Origin of the sequence: Vibrio sp. SCSIO 43133 (assembly GCF_023716845.1) — a bacterium.
GTDB lineage: Bacteria > Pseudomonadota > Gammaproteobacteria > Enterobacterales > Vibrionaceae > Vibrio > Vibrio mediterranei.
Map to the genome: position 1 here is coordinate 994421 of NZ_CP068024.1, position 20011 is coordinate 1014431.

General features: G+C 45.2%; 13 protein-coding genes. 5 read left to right on the top strand and 8 right to left on the bottom strand.

Going from position 1 to position 20011, the window contains the following annotated elements; genetic code table 11:
* Positions 1–19: 19 nt before the first annotated feature.
* Entirely contained in the window at positions 20–1255 is a 1236-nt protein-coding gene (locus JKJ11_RS04945) for a methyl-accepting chemotaxis protein (protein ID WP_198557522.1), read from the top strand.
* Positions 1256–1353: 98 nt separating this feature from the next.
* Here JKJ11_RS04945 and JKJ11_RS04950 read toward each other — a convergent pair whose 3' ends face one another.
* The 5 genes from JKJ11_RS04950 to JKJ11_RS04965 form a co-directional block, all read right to left on the bottom strand.
* Complete coding sequence (locus JKJ11_RS04950; protein WP_006071353.1) at positions 1354–2649, bottom strand: DEAD/DEAH box helicase; 1296 nt, start codon at positions 2647–2649, stop codon at positions 1354–1356.
* A gap of 281 nt (positions 2650–2930) precedes the next feature.
* Positions 2931–3476, bottom strand: coding sequence for a DUF2799 domain-containing protein (locus JKJ11_RS04955; protein ID WP_006071352.1), 546 nt, complete (start codon positions 3474–3476; stop codon positions 2931–2933).
* Between the two features lie 144 nt (positions 3477–3620).
* The gene (locus tag JKJ11_RS26065; protein ID WP_088876908.1) at positions 3621–3821 is read right to left on the bottom strand and encodes a DUF3955 domain-containing protein; all 201 of its coding nucleotides are present in this window, start codon (positions 3819–3821) and stop codon (positions 3621–3623) included.
* Between the two features lie 327 nt (positions 3822–4148).
* The gene (locus JKJ11_RS04960; RefSeq protein WP_063605719.1) at positions 4149–4529 is read right to left on the bottom strand and encodes a DUF2061 domain-containing protein; all 381 of its coding nucleotides are present in this window, start codon (positions 4527–4529) and stop codon (positions 4149–4151) included.
* A gap of 304 nt (positions 4530–4833) precedes the next feature.
* Positions 4834–5475 carry a Crp/Fnr family transcriptional regulator gene (locus tag JKJ11_RS04965; protein ID WP_236110553.1) on the bottom strand — a complete coding sequence of 214 codons (642 nt, stop codon included), beginning with the start codon at positions 5473–5475 and terminating at the stop codon, positions 4834–4836.
* A gap of 275 nt (positions 5476–5750) precedes the next feature.
* On the opposite strand from JKJ11_RS04965, the gene JKJ11_RS04970 reads away from it, so the two are divergent.
* Positions 5751–6896, top strand: coding sequence for an OmpP1/FadL family transporter (locus JKJ11_RS04970; protein ID WP_252038811.1), 1146 nt, complete (start codon positions 5751–5753; stop codon positions 6894–6896).
* Between the two features lie 75 nt (positions 6897–6971).
* Positions 6972–7682: a ShlB/FhaC/HecB family protein gene (locus JKJ11_RS04975; protein WP_006071348.1), complete on the top strand. Its 711-nt coding sequence runs from the start codon at positions 6972–6974 to the stop codon at positions 7680–7682.
* A gap of 64 nt (positions 7683–7746) precedes the next feature.
* Here JKJ11_RS04975 and JKJ11_RS04980 read toward each other — a convergent pair whose 3' ends face one another.
* Positions 7747–10491: a sulfide/dihydroorotate dehydrogenase-like FAD/NAD-binding protein gene (locus tag JKJ11_RS04980; RefSeq protein ID WP_006071347.1), complete on the bottom strand. Its 2745-nt coding sequence runs from the start codon at positions 10489–10491 to the stop codon at positions 7747–7749.
* Between the two features lie 2 nt (positions 10492–10493).
* Complete coding sequence (locus JKJ11_RS04985) at positions 10494–15491, bottom strand: 2-oxoacid:acceptor oxidoreductase family protein (protein WP_252038812.1); 4998 nt, start codon at positions 15489–15491, stop codon at positions 10494–10496.
* Positions 15492–16198: 707 nt separating this feature from the next.
* Here JKJ11_RS04985 and JKJ11_RS04990 point away from each other — a divergent pair.
* Positions 16199–16834 carry a murein L,D-transpeptidase catalytic domain family protein gene (locus tag JKJ11_RS04990; RefSeq protein ID WP_038229911.1) on the top strand — a complete coding sequence of 212 codons (636 nt, stop codon included), beginning with the start codon at positions 16199–16201 and terminating at the stop codon, positions 16832–16834.
* A 64-nt stretch (positions 16835–16898) separates the two neighbouring features.
* Here JKJ11_RS04990 and JKJ11_RS04995 read toward each other — a convergent pair whose 3' ends face one another.
* The gene (locus tag JKJ11_RS04995) at positions 16899–18332 is read right to left on the bottom strand and encodes a DEAD/DEAH box helicase (protein ID WP_038229913.1); all 1434 of its coding nucleotides are present in this window, start codon (positions 18330–18332) and stop codon (positions 16899–16901) included.
* A 267-nt stretch (positions 18333–18599) separates the two neighbouring features.
* Here JKJ11_RS04995 and JKJ11_RS05000 point away from each other — a divergent pair, with 267 nt between their 5' ends.
* Positions 18600–20003: an MATE family efflux transporter gene (locus JKJ11_RS05000; protein WP_062463320.1), complete on the top strand. Its 1404-nt coding sequence runs from the start codon at positions 18600–18602 to the stop codon at positions 20001–20003.
* Positions 20004–20011 lie beyond the last annotated feature (8 nt).

Below are 20011 nucleotides of genomic sequence, written 5' to 3' on the forward strand. Positions count from 1 at the left end.
GAAAATCAAGGGAATGGAAATGAGTGATATTGAGATTGGCTGGCGAGATAGGCTGTTTATGAACATCAGTATGCCAGTAAAAATGCTGCTACCGGGCATTGTAGGTTGCTTGGGTATTGTTGTTTTATGTATATCAAATTTGTACGCTTTAGGTGTGTTATCGGGTGGCGATGGCGTTCAATTACTACTATCGCCTGCTGCGATTATTGTCTTTTCATTGGTAGTCGTTGGGTTGGTGCTGTTCTTATCCACCGGCATCTCCCAGAATATCTTACCGCTTCTCAAACACATCATTGATACTATGCAGCAGGTTCAGCGCGGTCAACTTGACCACCGAATTGGCTTTTCAGGACAAGACGAGTTCGGTCAGATTGGTTCGGCTGTCGATAGTACTCTCAATAAATTGGTTTCTCTTATCAATGATGTTAATGGTTCAGTTGAGCAGCTTCAGCGTTGCACTCACCATATCGAAAGTGCTTCTTCGGATTTAGATGACTTGTTCAAAACCCAGGTGACTCAGCTAGCCGATACCACGTCAGACATCAACAATATTCAAGTGGCGATAAGCCGTGGTGAGCAAGAAGCACAGCGCAGTCTTGATGCGAGCCAGTCCATCTCCAATCAGTTCTTAGCGATTCAGGAGAACAACCAGCAACTAACAAAAGATGTCGATCAACTCAGACACGAAATGGCAGAAGCAAATCAATCAAGTAATGTACTGACCGATGTTTCGATGAAGGTTCGGGATGTTTTGCATGTGATTACTTCGATCTCAGAACAGACGAATTTGCTTGCGCTGAATGCTGCTATAGAAGCCGCTAGGGCTGGCGAAGCTGGACGGGGGTTTGCAGTCGTAGCGGGAGAGGTAAGAACCTTATCGGAGAACACCCAAAACGCTGTGTCGGAAATTCAAACCATGACCAAACAGCTTATCGATACGGCGAGTACTTTAGTATCAGCTATTGCGAAAAGCGAGAGCAGTGTGAGTGAAATATCTCAAGTGACTACGCGGTCCACAGCTAGCTTTGACGATATAACCGTCGCTTATAATCAGCTTCTGGCACTGAATGAACAGATCTGTAACGACTCGGTAGAAACACTGCACCTATGTGAGCAGTCTATCGACAGTTTAGAGGTGGTGAATAAGTTGGCGCTCGACTGTACCAAAAGCACCGACAATGTTGTGCGTGCTAAGGATGAGTTGGTGACGATATCGGACTGCTTGGATGCTTCATTGGAGTCGATTGCGAAATAGCTGAGTAACGATAGTGACAGAGATAGGTCGACAGACAAACAAAAAACGCAGCGTTTAACGACTGCGTTTTTTAATGGTGTTCGCTAGTGAAACTGCGATTAACCTTTTAGGCGAGTTGTTTTACTCGACTTGTTTTTGATTGCTCGCATCAGACGTAATCTGCGCTCCGCAGAGCCTTGCTCGCTCGCATTATTAGTACGACCTTGGCGGTCCTTGTAAGCTGGTTTAGTGTGCATTTTCTGTAGCAAAGCATCGCGGTTTGCTGGCTCGTAACCTGCAAGTTGGATACGCTTAATGCGGTGTTGAATTAGGTTCTCGATCTGAACCAGAGTCAGTTCTTCTTCACGGCTAACGAAAGAGACAGCATGACCTTGCTGACCTGCACGGCCAGTACGGCCAATTCGGTGTACGTAGTCTTCAGCTAGGAATGGCATGTCATAGTTTACAACGTGCGGAAGACCTTGAATATCTAAACCACGAGCCGCAACTTCTGTTGCCACCATCACACGAGCCTTACCTGTTTTAAATTCTTCCAGAGCGCGACGACGAGAGCTTTGTGCTTTATCTCCATGGCAAAGCACCGCTTTAATACCATCAAGTTTGAGCTCTTTTACCACTTCATTGGCGGTCTCTTTGTAATTCACGAAAACCAAGACCTGTTGCCAGTTTTTACGACCAATAAGCTCTGACAGTAGTTCAAGCTTACGATCTTCATCTACGGGATAAACTACGTGCGCAACAGTATCTGCGGTTGAGTTCTCTGCGTTGACAATAATGCGCTTAGGCTTACGCAATAGATCTTGTGCCAGGGCGTTCATCTGAGGTGATGATGTCGCGGAAAACAGCATGGTTTGAGGTTGGCTGTTAACGCTGCTCATGATGGTGCGAATTGCACTAATGAAGCCCATATCAAGCATTCGGTCTGCTTCATCGAAGACTAGGAACTCAAGATTAGCAAGCTTAACGTTACCAAGCTCCAAATGCTCGATAAGACGACCCGGAGTTGCAACCAGAATGTCGACACCAGCTTCAAGTTTACGTTCTTGAGACGACATTTTCGCACCACCAAACACGGCGGCAACTGACACGTCGACGTATTGAGTGTAGCTTTCGATGTTATTAGCGATTTGATCCACTAATTCACGAGTTGGCGCCAGAATAAGTGCACGTACCGCTCCACGAGTGCGAGCCTTTGGAGTATCAACAATCTGTTGAATAATTGGCAAAGAGAAAGCGGCTGTTTTACCTGTGCCGGTTTGAGCGTGTGCCAGAATATCGTGTCCACGACGAGCATGTGGAATCGCTTGTTGTTGAACTGGAGTGAGTTTTTCATAACCACACTCGGTCAGTGCTTGCACGATCTCGGATGAAAAACCTTGTGATAAAAATGACATTCGTTGTTCCTAAAAGCAGATGGCGGTATTTGGTGTTTCTCGTTAACCAATCATCAAAATGATTGTTGACCAAAAATACGGTCGGTGATTATAGAAGAATAATTGCTGCCTGTGGTGACTAATTTTGGTTGTTCGAGTAGAAATTGTACAGTTATTAGGCTAACAATCTGAAAACTATTGCGATATGACGGCAGTCAATCCGAATTTGAGTGGGTTTTTTATCGTTAAAAGGTAAGCCTCCCTCTTTGTGAGAGGAAGGCGTTGGGTTGCAAGAACTCAGCTTAAAATGAGATATTGAAATTATGTTGTACGGTTAACCCGAGTAGATGAGAACGCTCTGACACTAAATCTCGCTTTTCATCTTCTAGACGTTTGCGCTCATCATGATTTTCGCTTGGTGTCGTTCTTAACTTATCTTCGATAGTACGTAACTCGGTTTCAATCTGTTTAAGGCGCTGGTCGCGTTGTCTAGCTTGTTTGCCCAACTCATAGTTTTTGAGAAAAGACTCGCCCGGACATACATAGTAGTACTGCTGTCCCTCATAACCCACCTTGTAACCATTATCCGGTGAACAGTACAGCCCCGTCCCTACTTTGAATCCCTTTGACCATTGTTCTCTATCGGGAAAAACAGCGGCTTCACTACAGTCACTGATATAGCTATCAATCATTTTAGGGCTATGACCGTTAAGTCCATCGCTATAACCAACTTGATACCAGTCAGCGTTGTTACACTCTTCAATAGACATACTGGAACAGCCAGAAAGCGTGATAGCTAGTGCAGCGACAAGCCATTTGATATTTAAACTTTTTAGTCCGATATACATATAAAATCCAAAACAGTGAAAAATAAAAATAGTGCTAAAGCGTCGAAAGTTACTTAGTCAACAATGCTCTTCGTCAAGCTTATTAAGTAACTATACATTCATAGAGATTGGGTGAAGGTATTGGTTTATTTTGTTCTGTCTGTTTTAACGACGTCGACGGTTAAAAGTAATGAACCAGCTAATTGCCGAACTAAAAAGCAATAGCCAGAATAGGGCAAGAAATCCAAAATTCTCTACAAGGACGCCCGATTGATCGACATAAGAATCGCTCATAAGAAAGATAGCTAAGCAGAGGTTTGCCAAGCCAAATAGAATGAAAGTTAACCTATATTTTTTACAGTTCATTACCTAGCATCCTTGCCGTCACTCCAACTTTTATAGCGAGCAATATCACCAATTCTTATTCTATCACCTAGGGTAATTTTCGATCTGTAACCGAATGTACTAGCGGTGTCATGAAACGTAGTTGGCTTTCGTGTGTGTAGGAGTCCAAGAGTTGGTTTGCCAGTGCCTCAGTGAATAGCATTGGGGCGTTGAACTTTCAGTAATGTCTTATTTGTCACTAGAAGATAGGGTGGGAAGTCATACAAACAGGTACGATAGAAATCTCGTTATGGCGTACAAAATGTATGAACGACTTCCTCTCATTGTGCTGGTATAGCTTTGACGTGATTAATGCGCGAAACATGTGTGCTGGTGCTTCCTATTCCAGGACTTTTCGTGGAAAAAGTACGCGATGGTATTAATCGTTGGCTCTAATGTTGCCATGATACCACCCGCCAACACATCACCCGTTAACAAATAAACGACACCAAACGCCACACTAAAGTGTACGGTCGCAAATGAAGCTGTCTTAATGGTTTCGTTATTTCTCAAAGCTTGAAGGCGTTGGTTTTTGTCCCAGACACGTTCGTGAAAGTAAAACGCAACGGTATTTACCGCTGGTTCAAGCATTGCAATCATACTCGCGATTAAGATTTCGCCAGTTAGCGCATATGCAACCGTAAAGGCAATAGTAAAATGGATAGCGGCAAATCGAATCGTCTTAATCATGGGATGTATCACTCAGTTCAAATCTTATGGACCCATTATGATGAACTGGTAATGAGAATTAAAATCAATTAAATCTCTTCTATTGATAGGCAATACCTATTTTTCGTTGGTGAGTTTTTTAAGCAGATGCACTGCTAGTGCACCTAAGGAAGAAAAACTAGCGCATACTGAGGCGACATTGACCTTAGTACTATTCTTGTGCTGAAGCAGGGTAAATGTATGAAGGAGCGTTAGATATCTTCTGATGTACAAGCACTGGCGCTCCTTCATTTCACGTTTTGTAGATTCATGCTCTAGTAGATAGTCAAGCTGCGATAGATCTCTTTTCGATTAAACGAAAACCGAGCTCATTTCGTTCTACTTCTCCGGCAGCGATTGCTTTACTCATATAGCTTCCGACGGTGTTTCGCGACATATTAAGTAATGAAGCAAGAGTAAGAATATTTAATGGGATAGACCCATCGTAGGTCGCTGCACTGATTGCTTCCATCGCCAAACGAATCTTCAAATCGGTATTTTTTTCGCCACGTAGGCGAAATAATGTCAAGCAAAAGCGCTGTTTTTTTGCCAACGAGAAATTGATCATTTTTGAAAAACTACAGCAAGAGTCCATCAATTCTTTGACATCCTCAAAGGGTAACAGCAGCACGGTACTGTCGGTCACGGCTTGTATATCAGACTGAGCACTCTCACCCAAAATCAATGGTACATCATTGATAAGGATGCCGGGGGTAATCAGGTCGTACTTCAAGTTAGTGCCTTCATCGATAGTGGGGTAAAAACCTAATACGCCCTGTAAAGGGATAACGATATCGCTCACACTTTGATATTGGAAGAACAGAAATTTACCCTTGGGAATAGTGACAACTGCTCCACGTCGGATAAGTTGACCTGAAAGTTCGTCGCTAGCGCGGTATATCTCTTTAAGTATCTTCTGGACTGACATTTTAAGCCTCTCAAGAAAGGGATGAGCGCTATTCCTTAGCTTCTTGGGGGTTGTATGTCTGTGATTATAAGAGGGCCAAGACGGTGAATAAATAAGCCGCTGGTTATATAAAACATAAACGCCGTTTATATTGTTCAATCTCTTCGATAACGAAGAAGTTTGACCAATTGCCTGCGTCGCTTTTCGTTACAAGCTATTACCATGCACTCATAGTGCACCTTTGGATTGCTGATTTGACTATGATTTGCGCCATCCGAATCTGTGAGTTGCAAACGATGAACAAAAACCTTTTAGCAGTCGCAATGGCTGTAACCTTCTCTTCGTCCACATTTGCTGGCGGTATCTTACTTCACGAAGTAGCTACCTTTGATAGTGTTTCTTCTGCTGGTGTAGGGAACTCATCTAATCGTACTGATGCAAGTGCCGTGATTACTAGCCCTGCTGGTCTAACTGCGATAGATGACAATAGTTTTTCTATTGGTGTTCAGTACTTAAACGCAAAGACTGAGCACAGTGGTACTGGGGTTTCTGTTGACAAGTCAACGACAGGTGAGTCGAATGCCTTTATTCCAAGTCTTGCTTATGCACAGAGAATCAATGACAGCTGGGTTATCGGGGCATCTTTACATGGTGAAGGTGGTTTGAGTATGGACTATAGCGGTGGTCTTGTAGGACCTAATGGTGGTCTTCCAAAAACACTGTCTGATGAAGCGTTAAATTTGCAGTTAGCCGCTGGATTTCAGGCAAGCGACAATCTGTCTCTTGGCGGAGCTTTGATCGTTCAGCATTTAATGACGTCGTTTGAGCTTGGTGGTGATTCTAGGCTTGATGGAGATGGCAGTTCTACGGCGGCAAGCTTTATGCTATCAGCTATGTATGACGTGTCAGACTCTACTTTTCTATCTGCCAACTATAAACACAAAGTAAAGCATAACTCTGGTGATATCGATGTGTCGTTTGATGGCAACCAGTTTACGTCAATTGAGCGAAATGCTTCTTGGCCAGCTCAACTTGATTTTGGCCTTCAGCACAAAATCTCAGATGAGTTAACTTTCAAAGCCATGACGGGTGTTGAATTTTGGTCACAGTTTGATGATGCTGCAAACAACGTTTATAGCTTAGGTACAGCGCTCGCGTATTCTCAAAATGATTGGACCTACCAAGGTGGTATCCGTTACGACTCGAAAATGTATGACACAGACAAAATGACCCCTGCGCTTCCTATTGGAGCAAACTGGTCGTTAGGTCTTGGCGCAGAAAAAGAGCGTTCAAATGGTCATCGGATCGGTATCGCATACCAATACCGTAATATGGGTACTCAAGACGTCACCTACACTGACCCTACAGACACAATTCCTTATTTTACTGGCAGTGTGGATACCAACCGTATTCATGTTCTAAGTATCAGCTACGCCTACTAACTTAGTGAGCTAACCGTAAATTGGCCTCTCACAGTTGTGAGGGGCATTTTTGTTTTTAATGAGAAATAAAGCGTTATGAAAAAGAATGGTCTGTTTTCATCGGTTGTCAGAGCTTTTGGCTTTGTTACCGTTGTTGGATTATTGGTAGTGACAGGAGTCTCAGCCAAAGAGAAACATCATGAAGATCCAACCAAGATCGTTACCAAAGTAGGTGCTGGCTATTCAGACTCTGCGTTTGTGTCTGGTTCGATTGGTCTTGATGAAGCGAGGATGATCAACGCTCGATACAATGAAACTGGAGAGTGGCGCTTGGGTGGCTCATGGCTATTTGATTTGGGAATCTTAAACTTCAACTTTAGCCGTACTGATTATGAAAATGATAGCTATCGCAACAACTACAGTATTGGCACCTACATCCCTCTAAGTTACTTTGACATCTCTCCGGCAGGATGGATGCTATTTCCCATGGCGGGCTACAGCTACAACGATGGAAAAATGGCAATGCCTTCAGAAGAGGTGGATAACGAATATGTACTGATGCGAAGCCAAAGTCACGGCGGTTATTTGGGAATGTTTGGTATTCGTCCAATTGATGACTCGGATTGGAGCGTACTCGGGTTTGCTGGTGGCTCGATAGGTTCGGATAATTACCGCGGTTATTGGGGCGGGCTTGGCCTTAGTTATAAGATAAACAAAAATGCATCGTTTAACTTCTTTGGAATGCTCTCGGAGGACGACTACGGGACCAATAATAAACTGGCAGGATCGGTGAGTTACGAGTTTTAATGAAGTAAGGCTTTAAGTAAGCGAAAGTAAAAACGGCGGCTATCATTGATAGCCGCCGCGTCGTTTACTCCTCAATAAACTTGTGCTTTATCTGACTCTCTCTTTCCTGCGGTTTGAACTGATTAAACCTAGGTAAGAACTTGTCCCAATCAATCACATGACTGTTGATCTCTGGGCCATCGATACAAGCATGTTTACGAATCAATTTTCCATCTTCCATTACTGGGACCATACACGCACCGCACATCCCGGTTGCGTCTACCATGATAGAGTTAAGGCTCGCCACGCACTCCACTTTGTACTCTAAAGTTAAGTCGCTTACAGCTCTCATCATGAGTGGTGGACCTATAGTAATTACTTCTGCGATAGGTTCGCCTTGTCCGGCTTGATGTTCATCTAGGCGGTCTTTTAGAGGGTTAGTGACAAACCCTTCTACACCGAAGCTGCCGTCATTACTGGTATAGATGACTTCCAGTAAATCAGGATAGAGCGCTTTGAGTGTTTCGACTTTATCGCCTTGCTCAGTCCAGAATGCTTGAGGTGCGCCTCTAAAACCGGAAATCAAAGTGACTTTGTTACCAATTTCGAGATGTGCGCGCATAATAGGATGAACAGCCGGAAGACCCACACCACCTGCGGTGAAGTAGACTCTGTGATTATCTTGGTGCACAACGACTTTACTTGCTTGACCTAGTGGCCCCGCAATCGCTTCAAAGACATCGCCTTCCTGCATCCGGTTGATAAGTTTAGAGCTGCTTCCTAGCCCCTGAATCACTAACTCAATCGTCCCTTTTTCAGCATCCCAATCAGCGAGTGTCAGTGGAATTAACTCGCCTTTTTCATCGGCAAGAACTCGTACAAACTGACCGGGTTTTGCGGAACGGGCGATGAGTGGGGCGGTAATGGTAAATTCGACAATCTCATCCGTAAGTTGACGACGTTTGACGATTTTGGCTGGCATTTGCCCAAGTTCAGTGTAATTGCTTGCCTGCGCGACTAACCCTTCGACTTCTTTTAAATTGAAGTCTAGCGTACTCATGATTTCACGAGCGGCTGCTTGCCCATCACCTGCCGCTTTAATGGCTGTTGAGCCACCACGAGTCGCATCACCACCGCTATAAACACCAGCAAGCGAGGTTTCTTGCGAGCCTTTATTCAGCAGCAAGGTACCCCATTTCGAGGTGTTAAGATCTGGGTTGGCGTCTTTCATTATAGGGTTAGAACTATTACCCAGAGCCATGATGGCGAAATCGACCTTCATTAGCTCCGTTTCCCCGGTTGACTGCGGTCTGCGACGGCCTGAGGCATCGGGCTCACCTAGTGCCATCACGTCTAAGTCGGCAGTCGCCAGTACATGGTTTTTATCCCCATTAAACTGACAAGGAGAGCGTAGTTCTTTGAGCATAATGCCTTCTTCTAACGCATGATGTAGCTCTTCCACACGAGCAGGCATCTCTTGTTGCGTTCGACGATAGACAATAGTCACGTTAGCGCCAAGGCGACGAGCGGTTCGCGCGGCGTCCATTGCGGTATTACCACCACCGATGATCATCACCTCTTTATTGTCCATCTCTGGCATAGGTGTCTCATAGTCAGGGAGGTTGGCGTGCATCAGGTTGACGCGAGTCAAGAACTCATTCGCTGACATGATATTAAGTAGATGTTCACCCGGAACGTTCATGAAGCGCGGTAGTCCTGCCCCAGTGCCGACAAACACTCTCACAAAACCTGCACGTTTGAGGTCCGCTAGGGTAGCAGTTTTACCAACGATGTAGTTAGTGACAAAGCGGCCTCCGAGCGCTTTGATTTTTTCTACCACGTCATCCACCAATTGGTTCGGTAGACGGAACTCAGGGATACCATAACGTAACACGCCACCTAGTACATGGAATGCTTCAAATACTGTCACGGGGTAACCAGCTTTGGCCAGTAGGTAAGCATTGATTAACCCAGAAGGCCCTGAACCTACAATAGCCACTGGCGGTTTGCTAGCGGCAACCCAAGGGTTACACGCCACAGGTTTCGGCGGCTCACCATTAGAAAGCTCGCGCTCCCGTTGTGGTAAGAACCACTCCAACTGACCTATTTCAATCGGTCTATCGTTGTGAGTACATACACCTTGGCATTGAAGCTCTTGTGGGCAAACTCGACCCGTAACATTTGGCAGAGGATTGGCGTCGCGTATTAGCTCAAATGCCGCTTTAAAACGGCCTTCGCCCATTAAGTTTAACACTTCTGGTATGTGGATCTTAACCGGACATCCTCCATCGGCTTCTTCCGCGGGATTGCCGTCGCGGTCGCACATTGGGACACCGACTTCACAAGGTTTGTCTTCGCATTGCTTATCGCGAAGCACTTCAAGCCACACAAATAGCTCTACTTCGCGCAGCGAATAACCCAACCCCATGTAGCCAAGGTAGCCTTGGCTCACTAGATCGAAGTCTTTGCGGCGTTCTTCCGCAGGACGAACGTAAGGAGGAATATTATTGCTGCCCGGCCAACCTTCAGATAACCCTTTAAACATGGGATAACGTTCTGAAAGGTGCAGGTCTAAGCCTTTAACAAATGCCCGTTTTTGTTTCAGTGGAATTCGCCATAGATAACGCTGTAGTGCGGTACTCAGATCGTTGCCCGCGAGCAACAGATCCCATAGCTTAGTGGTGAACTCTGCCGATAGGTTACCGCGTTTCAGCGTGTCCTGGATTAGCTGTTGACTCTCTTCGATGATCATTTGCTGGAAGCGCTGTGGATTTTGATCCATGCGCTTTAGCATAAGCTCCCGTTGAGATTGAGTAAGTAAAGCGACCATAACTACACCTCCACCGAAGCAGGAGCGTTAAAGTGAATGATTTCAGCGTCACACTCATCGGCGATTCGTGCGGCACGTTTCACTAACTCATCAGTGAGTGTCACTTTGGTCAATGAACCCGGAATGACTTGGCTAATCACTTTCGCTTCGCCATTCTCAACCACGGTTGTTTTCTCAAACAGTTCACTCAGTTGTTGGTAGCAGGTCTTGCAATCGGTACACAGACATTTTTCGTCCTCATTGATCGCGACAAGAGGTTGCGATTGTCCATTGGCTTTCGCAGGTGCGTCAGTGGTGTCGATTTGTGTCACAGGGATGCTACTGGTTGGTGTTGCAACCATAGCAAGTTCTGCTAGTCCGTTTGCGATGGACTCAATAGTTTGTTCATTGTTGTCCAAGGCTTGTTGATATCGCAGTTTCCACTCTTCGATTTGCTGCTGATAACCTTGCTCGATCTGCGCTATATGCTGTCCACTTAATGTTTGTAGCATGTGCCAGTTGCGAAGACGCTCTTCACTCAGTGTCACTAACGACGGTGAAACAGAGAGCTGCACCAAATGTTGCTGTTTATCGGTGGACCAGATAAACGGTACTTTATTTGCGCGTTCTTGAGCGCTTAGCTTGAGATAATCAGCGAGCTCTACGGTGTTGTCGTTATCGCTGACTAGCGCAAAGTGTTTCTTGAATCGACCCTCATACAACGCGAAGTCTGCGGCGGTAAATGGCACTTGTTTAAGTTGGGTCATGCCATCGTTATCTAGGTAGCTGATGGTATGTGTTGCCCAGTCCTGATCCAGTTCAGGGTTACCTTCAATAGAGAAACGCTCTGCTAAAGTCTCACCTTTACGTGGGTCGTGAACAAATACCGGACTCATGCGGCTCTCTACGGCTAAGCGAGAGTGTCGCGTGCTAGCATCATCGGCGATACCGTGCTCACCCATACAAGGGGTATAAACATCAAACAGTGCTGGTGCATCTTGATAATTCAAGTACTCCATCAAGTTCGACATAAAGTGACCTTGTAATGCCGTTGAGGTCTGTACCACCATGACTTTCGGATGGAAGGTAGCAATAATTCCTAGCTCTTTACGTGCTTCCTCTTTACCGCTATGAGCACTGCCGAAACGGCTGAGGTCGGAATCTTGAGCGGTGAAACTTGCTGTGGACGCTTGTCCGCCAGTATTAGAGTAGCTGCCCGTATTCAACACAAAGATCTTAATCGGTGTACTGGTAGTTAACAGTCTAGAAAGCGCACCAAAACCAATATCATAGGTTGCGCCGTCTCCACCGATGCTGAATACCGTTGGCATCAGTGCCAGTTCCTGATCGGACAACTGACTCCACTCAAGGTAACGAAGCTGACGATCGTGAATCTCTTCATCGTACATATCTTCTAATTCGAGTTTTGCAGTGCGCAGTGCTTTGAACTGTTCAAGCTGATTGGCTGCTTCACCTTCAAACAAGCCTTTCGCGACCGCTGGGGTGTCTTGGAACAAGCTGTTTACCCAAGGGTCGTTGTATGGGTTTGCAGGGAAGGTAGAGGCATAGACGCTACTACAGCCTGTGGCGTTAGCGATAAGTGCATCAGAAGGGCCATTTCCAGTTGGGCCATGTTCGAATAGGAACAAGCGTTTTTCTAGCGTTTCAATAGTGCGAACTAAACGCTGGGTTCTGGTATTTTCACTGTCTTGTCCAACGATCATATCCAACTTGTCTTCAAGTTGCTCAATCATAGACTCAAGAGTCTGTATATGAGCTTGATAGCGTTGTTGTTGCAGTGCTCGGTTGATGGAGGTGACGAGTCGTAAGGCTGTGACCTCACCACAACCGCGACATGCGCCGTGGCCAGAACTCATTGCATAGTAGTTGCTGCGGTCGAGTAGCAAACGTTTTGACTCTGAGGCATCTTTCACACCTTGTTCAACAAAACGAGTAGGCGTATTTGGCATATTCGCTAGCGTGTTGAACAGTTCGTGCATTTGCTGGTTCATTTCGGTGGTTTGACGAACTTTTTCTAACGCATTCGGGCCGCAAACGTCGACACATTCCATACAGCCACTACATTTGCTTGGGTCGATAGCCACAGAGAACAAACCGCCACTTCCCGGTACCGCTTTTTCCATCGCATCAAAGAATGGCTTGGTGCGACTTACTGGTAAGGATTCTAATGCCACGCATAGCGCTGCCATTTGCAAGGCGATAGGCTCTTCAAAGGTCATGGAATCCACAACTTTTGAGACGACTTGATGCAGTGGCTGTGATTCCCCTTTTGCCGAGCTGCGATAGTGGTGGCGCACTGCGTCCAGAATTGGCGGCATTTTCGCTTTCAGACTATCGCGTTGTACAGGTGGAATATTCAGTTTGTCTATCGCTACATAGGCAATATCGTGCAGCTCATGCACCGCGTTAGGAATAGCGCCATCAGGGCAAGCAATAGTACATTCCATACAGCCAGTACATTTGTCTGCATCAAATTTAGGCACGTTAAGTCTAAAGAGTCCTTTATCTTTAGTGATGGCACTGGCAGGAGGTAAGAACATACCAGAACCCGGGATAACAGGAGCTTCGCCAATGGAGCCATCAACGTAGCGTTTGCCCGCGATATTATTGAAATAAGAAGGATCAAATAGTCCGCAGCTGGCTTGCGCTGGTTTTTGGGTTTCGGTTTGCGCTAGCGTTTCACTGGTTTCGACATTGTCGTTAAATGCACTGTAATTGACATGCTGTGTGGCGTGCATGCCTTCACGAATCACTGCCATGTTACTGGCAACCACTTTCTCGCCTTTTGAACCAAATTTCTTGGCGATTTGTTGGGTAATACGCTCTAACATCGCCGATTCATCAGCACCTTGGGTAACTTGTTTTGCATGTCCACACAAAGCTCCGATAAAGGCGATACCCATCATACGGATTTCTAAATCAGCTGATGGCGCTTGCTCACGCGCTACCTTGAACGCATCAACAATGTAGAAGTTGATGTTGTTGTCACGAATGAACTGACGAGCACTCGCAGGGATCTCTTGCCAAACTTGCTCTGGTTCATGATGAGTTTGCAAAATGAAGGTGCCGTTTTTACTAAGACCCGCCAGTGGATTGGTGTGCATAAACACTTTATGGTCGGGTGAAAGAACGACTTCGACCTGTTGTAGTTCGGCATTGGTGATTTTGATAGGTTCTGGAGAAAGAGTAATAAAGAAGTTGGTTGGTGCGCCACTTTTCTCAGAACCATATTTCGGCATGGACTTCGAGTGCAATCCTAATGCACCAGAAAGAATGTCCGTCAGTAGCTTACCCGTGGCGATGGTGCCGTATCCACCGACAGAGTGGAAGCGTACACGCATTGCCGATTCAGGTAACAGGTTCGGGTTTTCGCCTGTTTCTAAAGCCATCAGCTCAGTATCTGGATAAGCAGAGCGTAATCGATCTTGAATCTGTTTTAGTTCGCCAGTTGCCTGTTTGTCGAAGAACTGGCTGCCTAGGTAGAAGAATGGCTTAATGTTCTCTGAGCGCATGTTATCAAAAGCAGCGATCAAGTGCTTAGGTTGCAGGTCGTGACCTCCTAGTCCGAAGATACCAGTATTGATCATTGGTATGTGCGTCAGTGCTTTGATGCCATTGTGGCGAGGGTAATGGGCATTTTCTTGCGCTTTAAATAGCGCTCTAGAGATGCGCGCAGTTAAGCGTGTTTCGTCGCAACGCTCTAGCACCGTTACCGCAGTTTTTCCCGCAAGTTTCTCGACGATTTGCGCTTCAGGGAATGGATGTAATTGTTTGATGGAGATGACGCCGACTTTTTGACCTTGTTCTCTGAGGTGTAAAGCAACGGCTTCAGCATCATCCGTGACCGAGCCTAAACCGACAATGACGTATTCAGCGTCATCACATAGATAATCCATGACAGGCTCATAGGTGCGACCCGTTAGCTCACCATATTCACGCATGGCTTGCTCGATAAACTGTGGAACATCACTCAGGAAGTGGCTGCGATGGTCGACGATACCCGCTTGGTAGTCTGGCTGATTTTGGACACCACCCGTTAATCCTGGGTTATGCGGATCCATCAGCGCTGGTACACGTTGACGCGTATCTTTTTCATAGGCATTAAGCCAAGCACGTTGCCATTTTTTCAATAGTGCTTCGGGTAGGTAAGCGTTGGTGGATTCAATCCATTCGCCCTGAACGTCTTTTTCTATCGCTGCTTCATTAGCTGTGATATAGCCTCTTAAGTCGGCTAATTTTTCAGGCCAAAACTGGTCTTGGTATTTGTCGATAAATTGATTGAGTTGCCAGACGCGGCCTTTGGCACCATATAGCATTCTCTGAGCTTCTGTTGGTGCGAGAATTCGATCGGTTGGGTCACCGAGATATTGTTTAAGTAATTCTGGCTCAGGTAGTTGAACTTCACTTTGAATATGGCTCGTTGCGAAGCCATCCATGGTATTGGCGACAGGAATTAGTGACAAGGCACTGACGCGATACGAAATGGCAGCAAGGTCGGCCGCTTCTTGGGCATTACTTGCAAATAAAGTGGTGTATCCAGCAGATAACAGAGCGTAGACGTCATCATGTCCCGCCATTACATTCAGTGAATGACGAGAAACTGAACGCGCCGCGACATGAAGCACAAAACCTGCAGCCTTCTTACCGACGGTCACATAGTGCGATTCAAGCCCGTATAAAATCCCTTGGCTTGATGAAGCGTTGGAAATATACTTGCCCCCTGTCAGCGCGGCGCCTAATGCGCCACTTTGCGCAGAATGCTCACCTTCAGGTTCGAAGAAGAATGGGTGTTGCCCCCAAACATTGCAGCCACCTTGAGCTCTAAAGGCTTCATACAGTTCGGAAATCTCAGTAGAAGGGGTGATTGGGTATCCTATCACTCCACCACAAACGTAATCCATAACATGTGCGACAGCGCCATTGCCGTGGATTACAGTAGTCAGGCCGGGATAGGATGGGGTGTTGTGGTGCGCATTGCTCCCTTGGGTCATCGTAGACATAAGAGGTTGCTCCTTGGTATATGGTTTTATTATTAGTTCGACTTCCTTAATGCGTCGATTCTTTACTCCTCACCAAATACTTCATGGCTAATTGCCAGCTTGCACCTTATCATTCAGAGCATTTGGTGATGAACCACATAAACCTAGTGATCGCTCTCGAGATGACCATCTGATGCTTATGCGTTAAATACTACACCAGTTGCAAAGACAACTTTGCTCGTATGTTCACAAAATCAACACAATTTATGTGGTTATAGAGGGTGGGATAGAAGAGAGATCGGTGAGCCTTATCAGGTGATGTTCAGAAAAAGAAAATTTCAGAATTACATGTGGTTAGTTAGCTATAACCTATTGAAAAAGATGTGGTTTAATTAGTTCAGTTCAAGTTAGTATCTTTGATTTTAATAAATGCTACTTAAATAAATATTCAATGGTCTATTTTAATATGCCTACAGTGTAATATAGGAGTAGTCTTATTATTATCTATAGTAGTGCCAATTAATAAATTTAAAGGCATCAATATTAACTGTCTGATATCTATAATTATATTTTAAATGAATGTGAATAATTTCCGATCATGTTCAAATAATCATGTAAAAATTAGTAAACTGGATTTTATTAATAGTTAGGTTAGGATAATATTGTTCACTAATTAAGACAGAGATGTCTTTTATTTATCAACCTGATTAGAATAACTTGTTGTAATAATGGTAAAAAAGATTTTTTCACCGTTGTGGGTGTTAGCGCTTTCTGTTGCTTTCCTGTTTTCCCACAGCGCTCGCAGTGAAGCGGAGATTAGTCCAACATCGGCTAAAGGCATATACAACAGCGCTAAGCTGTATGGGATCGTCGACTTTCAGTTGTTTAAAGATGCCTATAATGCATATGAAAGTACTACTAATCGCAGTAAATCACTATTAACTATTATTGATTATTCGAAGCCCTCTACAGAAAAACGCTTTTATGTCATAGATATGGCGAAAAAGTCTTTGGTTTTTAATACGTATGTGGCTCATGGTGTTAATAGTGGTAAAAAGACGGCGACTAAGTTTTCAAATATTATAAATTCTCGCAAGACATCACTGGGGACATTTTTAACGGACACGACTTATTACGGCTCTAATGGTTATTCACTAAGATTGGATGGACTAACAAAAGGCGTTAATGATAATGCTCGTGACCGATATATTGTTGTTCATGGAGCAGATTACGCTAACGAATCTTTCATGAAGAAAAACGGCTATCTTGGTCGTAGTTGGGGTTGCCCAGCCTTGCCGGAAAAGCTGTCTAAAGAAATTATTGATACGATTAAAGGCGGCAGTGTTATTTACGCTAGCTCTTAATGAATAATTATCTGATTTTTAAATTAAAAAGCCCACTATGAATAGTGGGCTTTTTGCTGTCTAGCTAAGCGTTTTGCTTTGGTTTACTAGCACGAGGTTTGCTTGGTCTAGGCTTACGCTTCTTGTTCGCACCGTTGTTTGCATTATTCGTACTGTTACGATGATTAGCGTTACCTGACTCACCGTCGCTATTACGCTTAGTATTGAACTTTCTTGGTTTACGAGGCTTTTCAGAACGAGGCTTATCTGCACGACCATGTCCGGATGCAGTCGATTTCTCCTGGCCTTCTTGTTTAGGCTTTTTTGGTTTCTTCGGCTTCTTCGGTTTAATTGGGCGCGTGTCCAGCTTTGACTCAGGAACGGCGTTTACTGGTTTGAATCCCTCTAACTCGAATCGGTCAATAAGTTTACCGATCAGTCTTTCAATACCGAATAGCTCTTTTGCTTCATCAGCACATACTAAAGAGTACGCTTTACCAGTTTCACCAGCGCGGCCTGTACGACCAATTCGGTGAACGTAGTCTTCAGAGACATGAGGAAGATCAAAGTTGACCACTTGAGGTAGCTGTGGGATATCGAGTCCACGAGCCGCGATGTCAGTTGCCACTAGTACGCGAATTTGCCCGGTTTTAAAGTGCTCAAGTGCTTTAGTTCGCGCGCCTTGGCTCTTGTTACCATGAATCGCGAGTGCTGTGATTTTCTTACCTTCAAGGAAACGGGCGAGACGGTTTGCGCCGTGTTTAGTCTTACAAAAGACTAAGACTTGCTTCCAGCTACCATCGTCTATTAGCTTGGCCAGCATAGCTGGTTTTTGCTTCTTATCTGCCACGTATAAGCTTTGCTCTACGAGTTTTGTGGTTGAGTTTGGCGGTGTGACTGATACTTCAATAGGGTTATTCACCAACCCTTTAGCCAGATCACGAATCTCGTTGGAGAAAGTGGCTGAAAATAGTAGGTTTTGGCGGTTTTTCGGTAATAAATCGAGGATTTTCTTAATATCGCGGAAGAACCCCATATCTAACATACGGTCGGCTTCATCAAGTACGAGCACTTCAAGTTGAGAGAACTTAATGGCGTTTTGCTGGTAAAGATCAAGTAGACGACCTGGTGTAGCAACCATCACGTCACAGCCCTTACGCAGCTTCAGCATTTGTGGGTTGATCTTCACGCCACCGAACACGCACTGTGAGGTTAGTGGAAGGTTAGTGCTGTATTTGAACACGCTCTCATGAACCTGTGCAGCAAGCTCACGCGTTGGGGTAAGGATAAGCGCGCGAATATGATTGCCTTTCACTCGCTGACCTGAGTTTAATCTTTCAAGTAACGGTAGCGCAAAGCCAGCGGTTTTACCTGTGCCGGTTTGTGCTGCAGCCATAACATCCTTGCCTTCGATAATTGCAGGAATGGCTTGCTCTTGAATTGGTGATGCCTTTTCGTAACCTAGATCTTGGATAGCACGAAGAATAGGAGTCGAAAGACCTAAAGATTCAAAACTCATAGTGGTACTCGTCGGTGGAGTGAGAAAAGTGGCAGTCATGGGATAGAGCAAATCTATCGTTATAAAAGGCCGTAAACCCAAGGATAGGGTAAGGCGCGCTATTCTGCGTGCTTTTGTGACGAACTTCAATACAATTCTCGTCGATTTGCGCTATTGAAATTTGTGGGTAAGGTGTTTATATTGTCGCCGCCTAACGGGCACACCCTAAAATGCACATTCGCCATCCCGCCATCACTGGTGCATTTATATTGGTGTTTTAGAACTTTCATGCAAACGACTACTCGTCCTTTTTCTCGTTTTACTCGTGAATCGGGTGCATTAATGCATCTGTCGATACCTATTATTCTGACTCAGCTTGCCACTCAAGCGATGGGTTTTGTGGATACCACAATGGCTGGTCAAGTGAGTGCTGCCGATCTCGCGGCGATCGCCTTGGGTGCTAGTCTGTGGATTCCAGTTTTATTGCTGCTTCGCGGCGTGATTATGGCGCTTACTCCGGTAGTGGCATATCACCGTGGTGCGCGTGACTTTGAGAGCATCTCTGTCGAGTTCTTTCAAATGGTTTGGCTCGCATTGATTTCTAGTGCGCTGCTGGTGGCTTACTTGGTCAGCGCGAAACCTATCTTAGAGTGGATAGGGGTTGCATCAGAAATTATTCCTATTGCTAGTGATTATGCGTTTGCCTTGGCGTTTGGTGTGCCGGGTATTGCTTTGTTCTATACCTTAAATGGTTTCTGCGAAGGGATGAACAATACTAAAGCGCCGATGATCATTTCAGTTATTGGCTTGTTGGTAAACATTCCGGTTAACTACATCTTAATTTACGGCAAGTTTGGGTTTCCTGAACTCGGTGCGGTAGGTTGTGGTTGGGCAACCAGTTTGGTGTATTGGTTAATGTCGGGACTATTGTATTCCTACATTAAAGGTCATCATCACTACAAAACGATCATTCGGTTTACTGATATTAAACCAAGAGCAAAAGAGATGATTCATTTGCTTAGGTTAGGCCTACCGATCGGTATGAACATTGCGGTTTGCGGCAGTATTTTTGCTGTCATCGCCTTGTTGATTGGTCGTATTGGAGCGGAAAATGTTGCGGCTGCGCAGATCGCCTTGAATATCTCCAGCATGACTTACGTGATTCCAATGAGCATTTCGTTTGGTATCACTATTCGTGTGGGCCACGCATTAGGTGCTAAAGACGAGATAGGCGCGATTGAACGCAGTAAAATCGGAATCTTGGTTGCAGGATTGATGTCGTTAATATCGGTGACAATTTTCTTGTTGTTCCCGGATTGGATTATTCGACTTTACACTACAGACCCAGCAGTGAGTGCGACAGCAGCAACGCTACTTGTGTTTACAGCGATGTACCAGTTTAGTGATGCGCTGCAAACCTCTTCGAACGGTGCGCTCCGTGGGTATAAAGACACGAAAGTGCCGATGTTGTTGGCGATTGCTTCTTATTGGGGATTGGCATTGCCGCTTGGCATAGTGCTAGGGCTGACAGATCATATTGTGCCAGCTATGGGTGAAAAAGGTTTTTGGATCGGCATTCTTACCGGATTGACTGTGGCTGCGATATTGATGTTGCTGCGTTTACGTCACGTAATTAAAAAGCGTCCGCCTATTACTTCTGATAGAGCTTCTGATGGAATGACTACTCGCTAATAGTAAAA